The organism is Dialister sp. (assembly GCF_036343215.1).
GTDB lineage: Bacteria > Bacillota > Negativicutes > Veillonellales > Dialisteraceae > Dialister.
This window is the reverse complement of sequence record NZ_JAZASU010000002.1, coordinates 14,746-31,501: the sequence shown is the minus strand read 5'-3', so window position 1 is coordinate 31,501 and position 16,756 is coordinate 14,746. Positions and strand designations below refer to the sequence as shown.

Here is a 16,756-nt window from a genome sequence, read left to right as displayed (position 1 = left end):
CAAAACCCGAAGGCCGAACAGGGGGAAAATATTTACGGTTTCACGGATTCCCGGAATATATCCGCCGGGGAAAATGTACTTTGCCATCCAGTTTTTCGTCTGTTTCTCCTGGGCGGTCATGTTGATAATGAAATGAAGCAGGAACAGTCCGCTTAAACCCGTATATATGACGGGAGTGGTAGATTCACCGGCTGGGGGTATAGTATAATTAAAAAGAGGTGTTGAAATGAGACCCAATCAAATGATGACCGGTTTTCTGATGCTCCCTCTGCTTTTCCCGGCAGCATCAGTATCTGCTTTTGATACCGGAAATATTTCCGGTATGATTCTGAGCCCCTTGCCGGAAGGCCTGCTCGCGGCCTTGATATTTTTGTCCCTGCTGGCTGAAATCAAAACTGCCGGCTTTTCCGGAGGATCCGTTTTGGCCGCTATAGCCGGCTCACTCCTCATTGGTGCCCACTGGACACAGGGGAACGGATCAATCGTGGAATGGATTCTCTTTTTAGGCGGCATGGCCCTGATCCTGGCTGATTTGCTGATCCTCTTTACAGGAGCAGCTGCCGGGGCGGGAATCGTTTTTATCATTGCAGGATTGTACTTTACTTTTGGCGGAGGCGTGCAGGCGCTGTATATTCTTTCGGCAGCCATGATTCTTTCGGCCGCAGGCATTTATTTCCTTGCGGATCATCTTTCCCGGAGCAAACTGTGGGAGAAAATTTCTCTGAAAACAACGCTTAAAGGAAAAGAAGGCTATGTATCCTCTTCCCTGAATCTCAAAGGGTATATGGGGTTAAAAGGAAGGGCTCTTTCAGACCTTCGTCCTTCCGGGAAAATTATGGTATCCAGTCAGGCTGTTGATGCCGTTTCCGATGGGATTTATATTAACAAGGGGGAATCTGTTCTGGTCATCAGGGCAGAAGCATCCCATGTGGTGGTACGAAAAGCAGAGGACTCTGTTTTTTCAGACAGGAGTGAATCGTGATGGATCTTATGGTATTTCCTGGATTTGTATTCATTATTGCAGTGGCGGCATTATCCCTGCTTCTTCATTTTGTACCGGTGGGCCTGTGGATTTCCGCCCTGGCGGCAGATGTAAATATTTCTCTTTTCAATCTGGTAGGAATGCGTATCCGCAGGGTAGAACCACGGATGATTGTACTGCCCCTTATCAAGGGAACAAAAGCAGGTCTTCCTTTGAATGTAAACCAGCTGGAAGCCCATTACTTGGCCGGGGGAAATGTAGACAATGTGGTAGATGCCCTCATTGCTGCACACCGGGCTCAGATTGCGCTTTCTTTTGAACAGGCAGCTGCCATCGATCTGGCAGGACGGAATGTTCTTGAAGCGGTACAGATGAGTGTTAACCCGAAAGTGATTGAAACGCCTACGATTTCCGCTGTGGCTAAAAACGGTATTGAATTGAAGGTCCGGGCTCGTGTAACGGTAAGGGCCAATATTGACCGTCTTGTAGGGGGTGCAGGTGAAGCAACGATTATTGCCCGGGTAGGGGAAGGCATTGTAACGACCGTGGGTTCTGCGGAAAGCCATACGGATGTGCTTGAAAATCCGGATCACATTTCCCGGACTGTGCTGGGGAAAGGACTCGATTCCGGTACGGCTTTTGAAATTCTCTCTATAGATATAGCGGATGTGGATGTCGGGAGAAATATAGGTGCCCAGCTGCAGACGGACCAGGCAGAAGCGGATAAGCAGATTGCCCAGGCCCGGGCAGAAGAACGACGTGCCATGGCTGTGGCCAAAGAACAGGAAATGCGTGCGTATACACAGGAAATGCAGGCAAAAGTGGTGGAAGCCCAGGCAGAAATTCCTCATGCCATGGCAGAAGCTTTAAAAGGCGGCAAGCTTGGAGTCATGGATTACTATAATCTGAAAAACATAGCCGCCGATACGGAGATGCGTGAAAATATTGCATCCGGTGGAAATCCGGAGAGTCATCAGTAACCTGAAAATATTTCTGCAGATGGAGAAATATATGAAGAAAGAAACGATCAGTATCGGAGATGCATATGATTTCGCTTCCCTCAGGGAGAAAATAAGGAATGCCTGGGGAAAGAAGGAAAAATCCGCCAATTCTGAAGCAGGAAAAAAGAAATTTGCAGAATCATTTGACGAAGTGCAAAAAGATGCTACAATAGCAAACAAGAACAGAAAAATAAAAAATCCTGCCATGAGGACAGCCGCATTAAAAGATGGAAGAACTTTAACCGTAAATACTTTTGATGGGCCTGATTTGAGACCTGCTGGAAAAGTTTCCGGTAAAAGCAGATTGAATGGATGGATTTCCGGCCGTGCTTCCCAATGGGTGCTGTATGAGACTGTATTTGGTCCGCCCAGAAGCAGAAAGCCCTGGAAGCCGGTTCGGTAAACACGATAACCTTCGAAGGAGGAATTATAGACAGTGGATACATATAACGAGGAAACCTACGGTAAAGTGCTTTGGGAGTGCTGCCGGTCAAACACATATATTGTGCTTATGTCTCTGCTATATGTCATCATGAGTGCCGGTGCTATCATTATAGCCATTACGCATGACCTGAATCATGGCATTATCCTTTATATTGTTGCGCTTGCGGTGATTGCTTTCTCATTACTTCGTATTCACAAGCTTCATTGCCCGGTCGCCCTGATTTGTGAGAAGAAGCTTCTTGTAGCAGTTCCCTGGTCTTTCGTCAATTCTGATTATTATATCTCTCTCCGTTCGTTTTATATGCCTGTGGATTATAAGGAAGTAGCCGGGGTTTCCAGCGGCTGGAACAGGCTGTATATCGGTGCCCGGATTACCGGGGGCATTGTGGCACTGCCGGTACAGTTATCGTATGTGTCTCTGGGGGACAAGATTTATTTTCAGGATTGGGTGGAAAGAAAGCAGGAAGAAGCGGTTTGATTCTGATTAAGTCATTTTGGCTGAATAAGTTGATTTAACGGACATAGTATGATACGATTATGCCATGTTTATTACTCTATGAGGTGATGGAAATGGCAGCTAAAATTACTTACACCATTCAGGAGGAACTGGGGGATCTCTCGGTTGCTTCCAATGGATGGAAAAAACAACTGACTTATACGAGCTGGAATAACCGGGATGAGAAATTTGATCTTCGTTCCTGGAATCCGGATCATACGGCGATGACCAAGGGCTTGACTCTGACTAAGGATGAGATGCTGAAGCTCCGGGAAATCCTGAATAATCTCGATTTCGACAAGTATTGATTATAATGTAAAAAGGCTCTCCGACAGGAGAGCCTTTTGGCGTATTTAAGGGGTTTAGGCAATCCATTTCTTTTTCTGTAGCCGATATTATACATAAAATACGCCTGTTCTTAGTGCTTCTGGTTTATTATGAAGGAGTCAAAAATGTCTTTTTTATTTTCGGGACCTCACGGGTTAAGGACGAAGCAGGCATTGATAGTAGGCCTCGTAGGTCTGCTCATTAATTTTCTGCTCGGCTCTTTTAAAATATTTGTGGGCTGGCAGAGCGGATTCCTGTCTGTTATCGGTGACGGGTTCAATAATATCACGGATATGGGGTCTGTTACTCTCCTGATGATGACTTTTTATTATGCTGCAAAACCTTCAGATAAAGAGCATCCTTTTGGTCATGGCAGACTGGAGTATATCAATTCAACTGTCATGGCTGCAGTGATCCTTTATGTGGGAATTACACTCCTCGTAGAGTCTGCCCAGAAAATCCTGAATCCTGCTGATACGGCTTTTACGCCTCTTGTTACTTTAGTTCTCGTCATTGGCCTTGTGGCAAAACTTTTTCTGGCCTGGTGGTATAAGCGGGCAGGAAAGAGATTGAATTCCGGCTCTTTTGACGCCTACAGTGCAGATTCCCTTTCCGATATGCTTTCTACAACAGGAGTACTCATAGCCACTCTCGTTGAGTATTTTTTCCAGATTCATATTGATGGTATCATGGGAATCTGCATGTCCCTCTTTATCCTCTGGACAGGGTATGGAATTATGAAAAAAGCCATCAATTCCATTCTCGGATCCAGTCCGGATACGGAAGTGTATAAAAGGATAAAAGACTGCATCCTGTCCTGCCCCGGGGTTTATGGAGTTCATGATCTGATTGTTCATGATTATGGACCGGAGAATCACTTTGCCACAGCCCATGTGGAGCTGGATAGTGATCTGAATCTTGTGGAAAGTCATGAACTGACAGAGAATGTGACGACTATCCTTCGGGAAAAACTGCATGTGCAGGCAACGATTCATGCGGATCCTAAGGCGGTTTCCAATCCCCGGGAAGCCGAATACAGAAGAGATCTGGAATCTGCCATTTACCGCAGCAGTCTGCCTTTATCCTATCATGATTTCTTTGTGGAGGAACGGAATGGGGAAATTCATGTTTCTTTTGAACTGGCCCTGAAAGGTCCCTGCAAGCTTAAAGATGAAGACATTTATACAATCATATCAGGAAATCTGAAGAAGATGAATCCTGCCTATACGGTCGAAATCATGGTAGACCGTAATTTCATCAGCGGCAAAGTATATGGCGCTGATAAAGACGAAGCGCAAAGAATTGCATCTCTCGCAGAAAATCATGAAAAGTACAGGGCGGAAAATGATTCCGGGGAATGAAAGGATTACCCCCTGATTGATGCCAAATATGATAAAGCCGCGATTTTGTAAAGAAATATGATTTCGTTTGTGATAAAATATAGACTGAATCAGCGCAGGATAATCAGATACTGTGAAAGCGGGTATGGATTTTCCATAACGGAAGCGGTAAGGGAGTGCAGATATGAAAAAGAAGTTATACATATTGCTGCTGACAGGCATCCTCGCTCTGGGTACTGCAGATATATCAATGGCGGATTATATGATCGGTTCACAGGGGAGTGAAGTTAAAAGTCTCCAGAAGCGGCTCAAAGTATATGGCTTTAAAGTAAAAACTGATGGTAAATATAATAAAGCTACCAGCAATGCGGTAAAAAAATTTCAGAAGAGAAAACATCTTGATGCTGACGGAATTGTCGGGCCTGTTACATATAAAGCACTGATGGGTAAGGCAATGCCGGAGGGAAAGAAAGCTGATAAAAATAGAAGAACGGGGAAGATAAATTCCCGTATGGGTATCAATGATGCCCTTGTGGAATGGCACAAGGCAGGCAAGCTCAGTGATAAAGTTCGTGCCATTATGACGGAGGCACAAAAATATGTAGGGGTTCCTTATCAGTTTGGCGGAACAACTCCGAGAGGGTTTGATTGTTCCGGATTTATCCAGTATGTATTTAACCGAAAGGGAATCCTTCTGCCCCGGGCTGCTGATGAGCAGTATCTTTCCGGTAGAAAAGTCTCCGTAAATTCCCTGGAACCGGGAGATCTGGTATTCTTCCAGACATACGATCAGGGTATTTCTCATTCCGGACTATATCTGGGAGACGGATATTTTATCAGTGCGACCAGCAGCCGCGGTGTGGCTGTAGCTACTATGAAGAATGGCTATTGGCATGATCGTTACATCGGTGCCAATCGTGTCTTATAAGATGGATCGAAAAGGCTGTATTGGAATACTTTATTTCCTGCAGCCTTTTATTCGTAAATGAACCGGGAAGTGATTGGATGAGAATAGGAATGCTGCAGATGGATGTGGCGGAAGGGAACAAGGAAAGGAACATCAGGCATGCCTTTGATATGCTGGAAGAAGCGGCCCGTCAGGCCAATGTGCTGGTTATGCCTGAATTATGGACCATCGGTTATAATTTCAGGGATTTTCAGGAAAGGGTTACTCATGTCAATGATGGTTTGATAAATAGACTTTCCTCCTTTGCAGCATTTCATCACATCACCCTGGCGGCAGGAACTCTTCCTGTCGAAAAAAATGGCATAGTAAAAAACATGGGTCTCATATTCGGTCCGGACGGACGCCTGAAAGCCCATTACAGCAAACGTCATCTTTTTTACGGTTATCTCGAGGCAGAACTCATGGCACCGGGGACTCATCTTATGTGTACTGATATCAATGGGGTCAGGACGGGTATGGCCGTGTGCTATGAATTTTATTTTCCTAAAATGTGGCGCAGAATGGCCAAGTCGGGAACTACTCTTGTGCTGGCACCGGCTTCCTGGCCCAAAGTGCATCTGTACCAGTGGGGAATCCTGACCAGGGCAAGGGCTATAGAAAACGGCATGTGCATCTGTGCGGTGAATATGGCGGGAACCTATCATGGCGTCCAGCTGGGCGGTCATTCCATGTTTATCGATCCCGTGGGTCAGGTTCAGGTAGAAGGTGACCTGGATGAACATATTTACTATGCCGACTATGATGAGATTAAATATAAAGATTTGGGGAGACAGCTGGCGGTAATCCGCCTGGAAAAGGAAATTCGTTCCGAAGGGCAATAGAGTTTCCAAATTTTAATGGTTCCCATGAAATCCATTTGCATGGTTGCCATAAGTCATATATAATGAAGAAACAACTACTTTAAGGGGGTATATCATGAAGGGTAACGATATTCGTGAAGCATATCTGTCATTTTTCGAAAATAAAAAAGGCCATCTGAGAATGAAGAGCTTTTCGCTGATTCCGAAAGATGATCCGAGTCTTCTTTTGATTGGCGCAGGCATGGCACCGCTGAAGCCTTATTTCACAGGTAAAGTGGAACCGCCGAGACACAGGGTAACCACCAGTCAGAAGTGCATCCGTACTGGTGATATTGAAAACGTAGGTCATACGGCCCGCCATCATACTTTCTTTGAAATGCTGGGAAATTTCTCTTTTGGCGATTATTTCAAGAAAGAAGCTATTACCTGGGCCTGGGAATTCCTGACCGAAGTCATTAAGCTTGACCAGTCCCGGCTTTACGTCACCATTTATCCGGACGACCAGGAAGCCCATGATTACTGGCATAAAATGATCGGGCTTCCCGAAAACCATATATATCCTCTCAGCGATAATTTCTGGGAAATCGGTGAAGGCCCCTGCGGACCGGACTCCGAAATTTTCTATGACCAGGGAGAGGAATTTGGTACGGATCCGGAAAACCAGATGGGCGGTGATGGTGATCGTTTCCTGGAAATCTGGAACCTTGTATTCAGCCAGTTTGATCGTCAGAAAGATGGTTCTTATCTGCCGCTGGCAAAGAAGAATATCGATACCGGCGCCGGCCTTGAACGTTTGGCAGCCGTGCTCCAGCATAAAAAGAATAACTTTGAAACCGATCTTTTCTTCCCAATCATTGAAGAGGCGGCAGCTCTTTCCGGTGTTCCTTATGGACAGAGTGCCCAGGGCGATGTGGCACTCAAGGTTATTTCCGACCATGCCCGTGCCATTACCAATATGATCGCCGACGGCATCCTTCCGTCCAATGAAGGCCGCGGTTATGTACTTAGAAGAATCCTTCGCCGCGCTGTCCGTTATGGCAAACTTCTGGGAATTCAGGATGCTTTCATGGGACAGATGATTGATGTTGTTATCAATATGATGAAACCGGCTTATCCGGAACTTGTCGATAAACAGGCATTCATCAAGAGAGTTGCCGGTGTGGAAGAAGAACGTTTCCATGCCACCCTGAATGCAGGAACCGATCTTCTCTCGGAAATGCTGGAAGATGCCAGGAAGCATCAGAATACCGTCCTTACAGGTGACAAGGTATTCAAACTCTATGATACTTATGGTTTCCCCTGGGAACTGACCGATGAAATCGCCAAGGAACAGGGAATGACCATTGATGAAAAAGGCTTTGAAGCGGCTATGGCTGAACAGAAGGAAAGAGCCCGGGCTGCCAGGGCCAAAGTTTCTGCCAAAGTGGCAACCCCGGATACCACAAAACTTGATACTTCCAAACTGACAGTCAAGGATCATGATGGTGAAGTAAAACTTCTTCTCCTGGGCAGGGATGGAAAAGAAATTACTTCTGCTGCTGATGGTACGGAAGTAACGGCAGTCCTCTCCAACAATCCTTTCCATGCAGAAGGCGGTGGACAGATTGGCGATACCGGTCTCATTGTCGGTGAAGAAGGTACGATTTCCGTAGAAGATACGAAGAAACTGCCTGATGGCATCGTATATGTGATTGGTACGGTGACTGAAGGCATAATCAATGAAGGGGAAACGGTAAAAGTAACGGTAGACCGGATCAGGAGGGAAGATCTTGCCAGAAATCATACCGGTACCCATATGCTTCAGGCTGCGCTGAGAAGAGTTCTTGGAGATCAGGTCAACCAGGCAGGTTCCCTGGTCCTGCCGGATCGTCTTCGCTTTGATTTTACCTGGCCGGAACCGCTCAGTGACAAGCAGCTTTCCGAAGTGGAACAGATTGTCAATGATGAAATCATTAAAGCCACCGATGTGGATATCACTGAAATGCCTCTGGAAGAAGCAAAGAAAACCGGTGCTATGGCACTGTTTGGTGAAAAATATGGAGATATAGTCCGTGTGGTCACCATTCCGGGCTACAGCAAGGAACTTTGTGGCGGAAGCCATGTCAGAAATACCGGTGAAATCGGTTCTTTCCGCATTATCAGTGAAGGCGGTATCGGCTCAGGAATTCGCAGAATTGAAGCTGTAACAGGCAAAGCCGCTTATGAATTGATGAAAAAAGATCGGGAAATGCTGAAAGAAGTTTCCCGTCTGCTGAAAGGCAAGCCCGATCAGATTACGGAAAAGACTGAAAAGCTTTTGGCTGAAGTAAAAGAACTCCAGCATGAGCTTGATAAGCTGAAACAGCAGCAGACAAAAGACGAACTGGGCGATCTCCTGAAGAATGTACAGGAAAAGAAAGGAATTCCTTTCTTCGGAGCTGTAGTTCATGCAGGAAATATGGATGAACTCCGTAAGGCAGCAGATGTGGTGAAAGCAAAACTCAAAGGCGGTGCATTCATTCTTGGTACCGTTTCCGGTGATAAAGTCAACCTTGTCGGCATGGCTTCTCCCGAAGCGGTCAAGACAGGTGTCCATATGGGCAAAGTCGTATCCAGAGCCGCAAAAATCTGTGGCGGCGGTGGCGGCGGCAAGCCGGCAGTCGCACAGGCCGGTGGCCGTGATACTGCCAGATTAAATGACGCAGTTTCGGAAGGCATCAAAGCAATCGCTGAAATGCTTGAATAAGGAGGAATATATATGTCAGTCTCTGATGAAACGATTTTATTTAACACCAATGCGGATGAAGGGGAAAACACCCAGGCTGCCATGATTCTGCAGGAAGTCTATGGCGCTTTAAAAGAAGCCGGCCATAATCCGACCGTTCAGCTGGTTGGATATCTTGTTTCAGGAGAGCCGACATATATTACCAGCCGTCATGATGCAAGACGACTTATCTCCGGGATCGAGAGAGATGAACTGGTTGAAGAACTGGTACGCTTCTATGTGAAGCATAAGGGACTCTGATATGCGTATCATGAGTCTGGACGTTGGTTCCCAAACCATAGGTGTTGCAGTCAGCGATATTTTCGGCTGGACAGCCCAGGGTGTGGAAACTATCCGTCACACTACGAGGGAAGCAGATTTTAAACGCCTCAGGGAATTGACTGACCAGTACAAAGTGGAAGAGTTTGTCATAGGGATGCCTCTCAATATGAACGGCACTAAGGGCGTTCGGGCAGAACGGACAGAGGAATTTGCTGTCGAACTGGCACAGGCTTTTCCGGATATTCCGTACCATTTCTGGGATGAACGGCTTACTACGGTCATGGCACAGAAAGAGCTGATTGCGGCCGATGTGAGCCGCAGGAAACGAAAAAAAGTAATCGACAAAATGGCGGCAGTGGTTATTCTTGATGGATATCTGCAGCATTTGTCTTTTAAAAATAGAGGGTAAATTTATGACAGACAAGAAAGAAGAACCGGTCTGCGTCGTTATTACCAGTCCTGAAGGTGTAGAAAGCGAATATGCCCAGGACACGGTGATTCCCTTCGGAGGGAAACAATTTGCTGTCCTTGTGGAAGTGTTGGATGAAAAAGATGGTGACAAAGAACCGGATATCCTTCTGGCCAGAATCGATATCGGTGAGAATGGGGAACCCGAGTATGTTCCTCCGTCCGATGAAGAGTATGATGCCGTAGCCGATATCTACAATGCCATGTGACGAATCAGAAAGAACTGCAGAATCTGCAGTTCTTTTCCTTTGCCCGTTTCCATATAGAACATATTGGCGCCATACTTTTCAAAATATGATAGAATATATAGGAAATTGGTTTTTCAGGAGGAGTCATGGGTAAACATTTTTCTTTCATCCATTGTGCGGACTTACATCTGGGAGAACCCTTCCGTGATATACATATGAGCGGGAGCGGCCCCTGGAATGAGAGAATCGGGCAGGCAACTTTTAAATCGTTTGAAAAGATAGTTGATGCAGCACTGGATAACAGGGTGGATGCCATTCTGATTTCCGGGGATGTGTACAACAGCGATCATCACAGCCTGGCTGCACAGATGGCATTTGCCAGGGAGCTGTATCGTGCGGCCCAGGAAGGCATTCAGGTTTTTATCGTTCACGGAAACCATGATCCGGGAGAAGCCTGGCGCGCCGATATACCGCTTCCGAAATCGGTCCATATTTTTCCTTCCGGTCATGTATCCTCCTGCCCTCTAATCAGGGATGGAGAGAATGTGGCAGTTGTTTATGGTACTTCCTATAAAACCCGTCATGTCAGCGAAAACCTCGCCAAAGAATTTAAGAAAAATGAAAACGGCCTTTTTTCTATAGGGATGCTTCATACAGATGCCGGTCAATCCTCAGGAGGTTATGCTCCGTGCTCTGTGGATGATTTGAAAAGTGCGGGAATGGATTACTGGGCTCTGGGTCATGTGCATACAAGAACGACTCTGTCTACGGACCCTTATATTGTTTATCCCGGCAATATCCAGGGGCTTAATCCCAAAGAAACCGGGCCTCGGGGATGCTGGCTGGTTGACGTGGGGGCTTATGGTACAGTGACCATGAAGTTTATAGAAACCGATACGATCCGGTGGCTGGATATGTCTGTGGATATTACCGGCCTTGGGCAGACGGAAGAATTGATCCGGCTCATTGAAAAACAGCGCGCGGGCTTGAAGGAACAAACCGGGCGTCCCAATATCATACGTCTCATTATTGAGGGGAGCGGAGTACTCCATCGTGTTATCAGCAGTGAGGATGGAAAAGATTATATTCTTCAGCAGCTTAATGACAGGGAGCAGCACCGTTACCTGTTTGCCTGGTTTACAGATTTGCTGGATCATACAAAGGCGGGCATCAATATCAATGAGCGCAGAGAACTTCCTGATGTGACGGGCAATTATCTGAAAGCTTATGAACGACTTCGACAGCGGGATGAATCAAGCCTGAAGAAAGAATTGCGCCGGATTGTGGAAACTCGGCCGGAACTTGTAAAAAATGGAAAATTACAGGCCATGATTACTGACGAACTATTGATGGATTCATTCAATAAAGCAGAGCTTCTGGGAGCGGAAATGCTTTCGGAAGAGGAGGAGCATAATGAAAATCACTGATTTGCAGCTGGAGCAGTATGGTATTTACCATAATGCCTCCTGGCAGCCTTCCCAGACCGCATTGAACGTGGTCATGGGGGAAAATGAGAGCGGCAAAACCACGATGCTCCGGTTTATCAGGGATATGCTGTTCGGTTACGGTCGCGGCAAATGGCAGGGACGCCGGGGCAGTATGGGGTTTATCAGGGCTGATGGTAATAGTTACCGGGTATATCGTAACGAAAAGGAAAAATGGTTTGAAGACGAGAATCATGTAAAACATGCAGAAGAACTGCCTGCTATATGGTGGCATGGACTGAACCGCTATATGTATGAACAGATTTTTGCCATGGGGCTTGAAGATCTGCAGGGGACCGCTTTTCTTGCCGATGATACCGTAAGAAGCCGTTTCTTTATGCTCCAGGGCGGCGATCAATTATCGGATGTGAAAAAACAGATTCAGGATTCCAAAGCCGGTCTTCTTGCCGGTTCTTCCCAGGGAAAGAGGAAAATCAATCAACTCCTTTCTGACTTAAATGAAATCAATCGGAATCTTGATGAACTGTCAAATCAGGAAAAAGAATTTTCAGACCTTCAGAAAAAACAGGATGAACTGAAAAAACAGACTGCCATCCTGGCAGACAAACTGGAAAAAGACAAAGACGAGGACCGGCAGCTGGAGAAAAGGCTTGGCGCCTGGGACTACTATCGGAAGGCTGCTGAAGTCAAACGTCAGATGGAACTTTCAGAGCAGGTGACCATGTTTCCTTCCAACGGGAAAGAGCAATGGAATAAACTCATGAACCGTATGAAGGTTCTTCATGACCAGAAAACGGTTCTTCAGGAAAAATTAGATGAGTACAGCCCGGTGAAAAAGGAGGATATCATCCCCTGGGCAAGTATGGCAGGGGAACTGGATAAACTTTATGTGGATCTGGGACAATGGCGCCAGACGGAAAAGGACGCGGAAGCGCTGGAGCAGGAAAAAGAAAGCTGGCGGATTCACTTTATTAATCTGGGATATAAGCTTTCTCTCTGGGACCAACCTTTAAATCTGGATGATGCATGCGTCAACGTGGACTGGGAAGAAGGACGTCGTCTTTCAAGGAGCCTTGGCGTCCGGGTGAACGAGCTCCATTTCTGGAAGCGGCGAGAGCCGGAAGTTGAGACGCTGAACGAAGATCCTGAAGAAAATGAAGACGTCCGGACCGAGGAAGAATGGCAGAAAGTGGAAACCATGGCAGCTGACCTGGAAAGGCTCCTTCATCATGAGGCTGATATCCATGTTGAACTTGAACGGTTGAATGGGGAAGAGGAAAAAAGGCTTACCCCATGGCTTATGTTTTCCATTTTGTTTATCCTTGGGGCTGCAGGCGGTTTTGGCTCATTTTACATGGCCACCGCCGGCTATGCCGCCATATATGCAGGCCTGGCTTCTCTTGCATTGGGAGTTTTCTTTTATGTACTTCATGACCGGGCTGTTCATAAAAAAGGAAAAACAGTGGCAGTGCTGGAAAAAGAACTGGATGAGGTCATCAGGCAAAAACAAAATATTTCCACTTATTTTCCAGGTAAAATACCGGAAACCACAGAAGATCTCCAGGCCTTTCACAACCTGATGCAGGAAAGACGGGCCGATTTTTATAAAAATCAGGCCCAAAAGCAGGCAGCTTCCTGGAAAATGGAAACCATCAGAAAACAGGAACAGGAGCACCGGAAGTGGGTTGAAGAAGGCAAAACGCTGACCGAAAAAAAAGAACAGGCGGAAAAAGACTGGAACTCCTGGCTTAAACGGAACAAGCTTCCAATTACGGGCTCTGAAAACCTGTCTGCTCTTCAGGAACAGTGGCAGAAGATCTATTCCGAGGAAGGCAGAGGAAAGATCCTGGATGTCCGGCTGGAGCAGATTGATGCGAAGCTGGACGCTTTTTCCCGCCGTGCGGCGTCAATTATTTCATCCACCGGTCTGAACTGCCCTGTCAATCCGGACAGCATTGCTTTTATCTATGAGGAAACCCATAAAAAAAGTCTTGAGTGGGAAGCACTGCAGGAAAAAAACAGACAGCATGAAGCCTATGAAAAGGAAATGGCTAAACTCGATGATTCCTGGACTTCCTGCAAGAGGGAAATGGATGCTCTCCTTAATCTGGTGAATGCAAAAAATGCAGAGGAATTTGCGGCAAAAGTGAATGCCCATGAGCACAGGGATCAGATTAACCGTGAATGGGAACGAATCCGGCAGGACCTCAGGATGTTTGCGGGTGGAGAAGAAGAATTCAAGGCTTTATGGAAATCCCTGGAAACCGGTCAATATGAGGACTGGATGAATTCCCATAAAAACCTTTCCAAGGCTATTGAGGAAGAATCAATACGCCTGGGAGAACTTCAGAAAAGCCAGGGGGCCGTGGAAAATGAGATTTTCCGACTGGCCGGAGATAATTCCATTACTGATACTCTCCAGAGAAAGGAAAGAATCGAGGCGGAAATCCGTGAAAATCTCAAAGATTGGCTCACCCTGACTTTTGCGGAAGAAATACTGGATCAGGCCCAGACCCTTTATGAGAGCGGAAAACAGCCGCAGATTGTAAGGCAGGCAAATGAGTTCCTTCAGGAAATGACAAGGGGCAAGTACTCCCTCCTGCTTTCTGATGGCGGAAAGAGTATTGTTATTGAAGACCGCATGCATCGTCAGAGGGATGCGAAGATCTGGTCCTCCGGTACCGGCGATCAGGTATACCTTTCCATCCGCCTTGCCATGGCTCTGTCTTTTGGAAACCAGCTTGAACCTCTTCCCATCGTGCTGGATGATATATTTGTCCGCTTTGATGAAGAACGGCAGCGTGAAACGCTTCGTTTCCTCATGGATCTTGGCAGAACGCAGCAGATATTCCTCTTTACCTGCCATGAACGGACCATGCATATTGCGGAAGAAGTGGGATATGAAAAAGGGACCGGCGCATTCATCAGACTTCATTCCGGTCAGATTGAACAGGCAGGGTATTAAAAGATAATAAAAAGGCTTTGGAACATAATTTTTCCAAAGCCTTTTGTCATGATATGATTTCAGATGAGCTTATTGAAATAGGGGATTTTCTTGAGAAGCCAGGTAATCAGGAGACCCAGGGCATAGGCCATGATGATCCATATGACTGCATCGATAAAGGGAATCCGGTACAGATATTTCAAAAGCAGACGGGCGTAAATGACATGAGTCAGATTTCTTGTAATTTCCTCAAACAGCATGACGCCAAAGGACATGCTTCCAAGGAAAATACAGATCCTCGAAACTCTTTCGGATACCTGGTGCTCGTGGAACCACCAGCGGCAGGCACAGTAGACGAAAGCCGTATTAAGGAAAAGAAAACTGTCATAAAAACGTTCTGAAATCGCTTCCGTCATGCCTCCGGCGATTACGCCGTGATACCAGGTCATCCCGCCGGCAATGAAAGTTCCGAGCAGGGCACAGAGCCCGAGACGGATCATATTTTTTCCTGTGAGCCAGCTTTGAGGCAGTATATTTTCAATCCAGTATCCCAGAAGAAAATAAAAAGTGGGTTCGCTTACGGCAAGAAGGGGATTCAGGAAATAATTCATTTCTCCGGTCCCTTTGAAAATCAGGAAGGAAATAACCGGTACAAAGCCTACAAAGAATATATTGAGACAGATGAGATAGAGATAAAGCTGCTCAGTCATGGCTTTGACCAGTTTCCGCCAGATGGGGAGCATGAGCAGGAAGGAAATATAAATATATAGAAAGTAATAAGCTGTTGCCAGATCTGAGGTATAAAGCATGGTAAAAAATTTGGCGACATGTCCCGGGACGGAAAGGGGAAGGCTGTGATAAAACCATATATAATTGATAATGGAAAAAATAAAGATGACCTGCAGGAATCGCCATATCCGTTTCTTCCATATACGGGCAATGGATTCTTCCCTTCCCAGGAGCAGAGCTCCGGAAATCATGAAGAAAATAGGTACCGCTGTTTTGACCCAGAAGGGAACAGCGAGATAAAGAGGATAAAAAAATGACTGCGGCCTTGCTATATACAGGGAAAAGCCCGCCGTGGACGTATGAGTGAACATCACCAGCCAGATGCAGAGGGCTCTCAGAAATTCAATATGCAGTTTTTTCAGCTTTGGACGAGGAAGGCTGTGGGCGGATTCCGGAGAAACGGTCATGGGAAAACCTTCTTTCTATTCATTATGGATATATCATATCACAACGCCCATTTATTATCAGTCCTTTACTTCAGGGGATTAAGCGGGCAGGACGTTTTTCAATATTTTATCTTAGTATAAAATGATGTAAGACAGGGAATTGAAAAAATATTGACTTTATACTTGCAAGGCCAATTTCTTTTTGATACAATAAAAAAGCTTGAATACACATGTCTGTGGATTCTGCATCTGTGCCATATCGGTGTATGCGGAAGTTGAAACAGGCAGAGGTTATTAACAGGAGGCTTTATTATGTCAGTTGTATCCATGAAACAGTTGTTAGAAGCAGGCGTTCACTTTGGTCATCAGACCCGTCGCTGGAACCCGAAAATGGCTCGCTTCATTTTCACCGAGCGTAACGGAATCTACATTATCGACCTGCAGAAAACCGTCAAGAAAGTAGAAGAAGCTTATGCTTTCATCCGTGACGTTGCTGCCAAAGGTGAACCGGTCCTCTTCGTAGGTACCAAGAAACAGGCTCAGAATTCCGTAAAGGAAGAAGCAGCCCGCTGCAATCAGTTCTATGTAAATGAACGCTGGCTGGGCGGCATGCTCACCAACTTCCGTACCATTCAGACCCGTATCAACCGTCTGAAAGAACTGGAAAAAATGTTTGAAGAAGGCACCACTGACCAGTATCCGAAGAAGGAAGTTATCCTTATGAAACGGGAACTGGAAAAACTGGAAAAGAACCTCGGCGGTATCAAAGATATGAAGAAGCTGCCGGGCGCTATTTTCATCATTGATTCCAAGAAAGAAGAAATCGCTGTATCTGAAGCTCACAAGCTCCACATTCCGGTTGTCGCAACTGTTGATACCAACTGCGATCCGGATGTTATCGATTTCCCGATTCCTGCAAATGACGATGCAATCCGTGCAGTAAGACTGCTGACCAGCAAGATGGCTGATGCAGTTCTCGAAGGCCGTCAGGGCCAGCAGGAAGCTGAAGCAGCTGCTGCTGAAGAAGCAGAAGCTCCGGCTGAAGAAGCAGAAGAAGCTCCGGCAGCTGAAAAAGAATAATCCATAATTGGGCTGTGGTTGATGGTTTAAAACCGGGCCACAGCCTTTTTTAAAAATTGACAAACACCTTGAGT

16 protein-coding genes are annotated in these 16,756 nt (G+C 46.2%); 15 read left to right on the top strand and 1 reads right to left on the bottom strand.

The window, feature by feature from the left end; translation table 11 throughout:
• Nucleotides 1-226 precede the first annotated feature (226 nt).
• From VZT47_RS01370 to VZT47_RS01305, 14 genes are all read left to right on the top strand, one after another.
• Nucleotides 227-982: an NfeD family protein gene (locus VZT47_RS01370; RefSeq protein ID WP_330223190.1), complete on the top strand. Its 756-nt coding sequence runs from the start codon at nt 227-229 to the stop codon at nt 980-982.
• A gap of 8 nt (nt 983-990) precedes the next feature.
• Entirely contained in the window at nt 991-1,962 is a 972-nt protein-coding gene (gene floA, locus VZT47_RS01365; protein WP_442877408.1) for a flotillin-like protein FloA, read from the top strand.
• 31 nt (nt 1,963-1,993) lie between these two features.
• A complete protein-coding gene (locus VZT47_RS01360; protein ID WP_330223189.1) occupies nt 1,994-2,386 on the top strand; it encodes a hypothetical protein in 393 nt (130 codons plus the stop codon).
• A gap of 33 nt (nt 2,387-2,419) precedes the next feature.
• Nucleotides 2,420-2,905 (top strand): hypothetical protein, encoded by a 486-nt coding sequence (locus VZT47_RS01355; RefSeq protein WP_330223188.1) that lies wholly within the window; start codon nt 2,420-2,422, stop codon nt 2,903-2,905.
• A 92-nt stretch (nt 2,906-2,997) separates the two neighbouring features.
• A complete protein-coding gene (locus VZT47_RS01350) occupies nt 2,998-3,231 on the top strand; it encodes a YdbC family protein (RefSeq protein ID WP_330223187.1) in 234 nt (77 codons plus the stop codon).
• A 144-nt stretch (nt 3,232-3,375) separates the two neighbouring features.
• Nucleotides 3,376-4,611, top strand: a complete 1,236-nt coding sequence (locus VZT47_RS01345; protein ID WP_330223186.1) for a cation diffusion facilitator family transporter — start codon at nt 3,376-3,378, stop codon at nt 4,609-4,611.
• A 163-nt stretch (nt 4,612-4,774) separates the two neighbouring features.
• Entirely contained in the window at nt 4,775-5,518 is a 744-nt protein-coding gene (locus tag VZT47_RS01340) for a C40 family peptidase (RefSeq protein ID WP_330223185.1), read from the top strand.
• Nucleotides 5,519-5,595: 77 nt separating this feature from the next.
• Nucleotides 5,596-6,378, top strand: a complete 783-nt coding sequence (locus tag VZT47_RS01335) for a nitrilase-related carbon-nitrogen hydrolase (RefSeq protein WP_330223184.1) — start codon at nt 5,596-5,598, stop codon at nt 6,376-6,378.
• A gap of 94 nt (nt 6,379-6,472) precedes the next feature.
• Nucleotides 6,473-9,082, top strand: coding sequence for an alanine--tRNA ligase (gene alaS / locus VZT47_RS01330; RefSeq protein WP_330223183.1), 2,610 nt, complete (start codon nt 6,473-6,475; stop codon nt 9,080-9,082).
• A gap of 12 nt (nt 9,083-9,094) precedes the next feature.
• Complete coding sequence (locus tag VZT47_RS01325; RefSeq protein WP_296953805.1) at nt 9,095-9,361, top strand: IreB family regulatory phosphoprotein; 267 nt, start codon at nt 9,095-9,097, stop codon at nt 9,359-9,361.
• Between the two features lies 1 nt (nt 9,362).
• Nucleotides 9,363-9,791, top strand: coding sequence for a Holliday junction resolvase RuvX (gene ruvX / locus VZT47_RS01320; protein ID WP_330223182.1), 429 nt, complete (start codon nt 9,363-9,365; stop codon nt 9,789-9,791).
• A 4-nt stretch (nt 9,792-9,795) separates the two neighbouring features.
• Nucleotides 9,796-10,059 (top strand): DUF1292 domain-containing protein, encoded by a 264-nt coding sequence (locus VZT47_RS01315; RefSeq protein WP_330223181.1) that lies wholly within the window; start codon nt 9,796-9,798, stop codon nt 10,057-10,059.
• Nucleotides 10,060-10,184: 125 nt separating this feature from the next.
• A complete protein-coding gene (locus VZT47_RS01310) occupies nt 10,185-11,465 on the top strand; it encodes a metallophosphoesterase family protein (RefSeq protein ID WP_330223180.1) in 1,281 nt (426 codons plus the stop codon).
• Nucleotides 11,452-14,448, top strand: coding sequence for an ATP-binding protein (locus VZT47_RS01305; protein ID WP_330223179.1), 2,997 nt, complete (start codon nt 11,452-11,454; stop codon nt 14,446-14,448). The genes VZT47_RS01310 and VZT47_RS01305 overlap by 14 nt, the downstream gene beginning before the upstream one ends.
• 59 nt (nt 14,449-14,507) lie before the next feature.
• Here VZT47_RS01305 and VZT47_RS01300 read toward each other — a convergent pair whose 3' ends face one another.
• On the bottom strand, nt 14,508-15,623 hold the full coding sequence (locus VZT47_RS01300) for an acyltransferase (RefSeq protein ID WP_330223178.1): 1,116 nt from the start codon (nt 15,621-15,623) through the stop codon (nt 14,508-14,510).
• A gap of 291 nt (nt 15,624-15,914) precedes the next feature.
• Between VZT47_RS01300 and rpsB the strand changes: the two genes are divergently transcribed.
• Entirely contained in the window at nt 15,915-16,682 is a 768-nt protein-coding gene (gene rpsB / locus VZT47_RS01295) for a 30S ribosomal protein S2 (RefSeq protein ID WP_330223177.1), read from the top strand.
• The last annotated feature ends 74 nt before the right edge of the window (nt 16,683-16,756 follow it).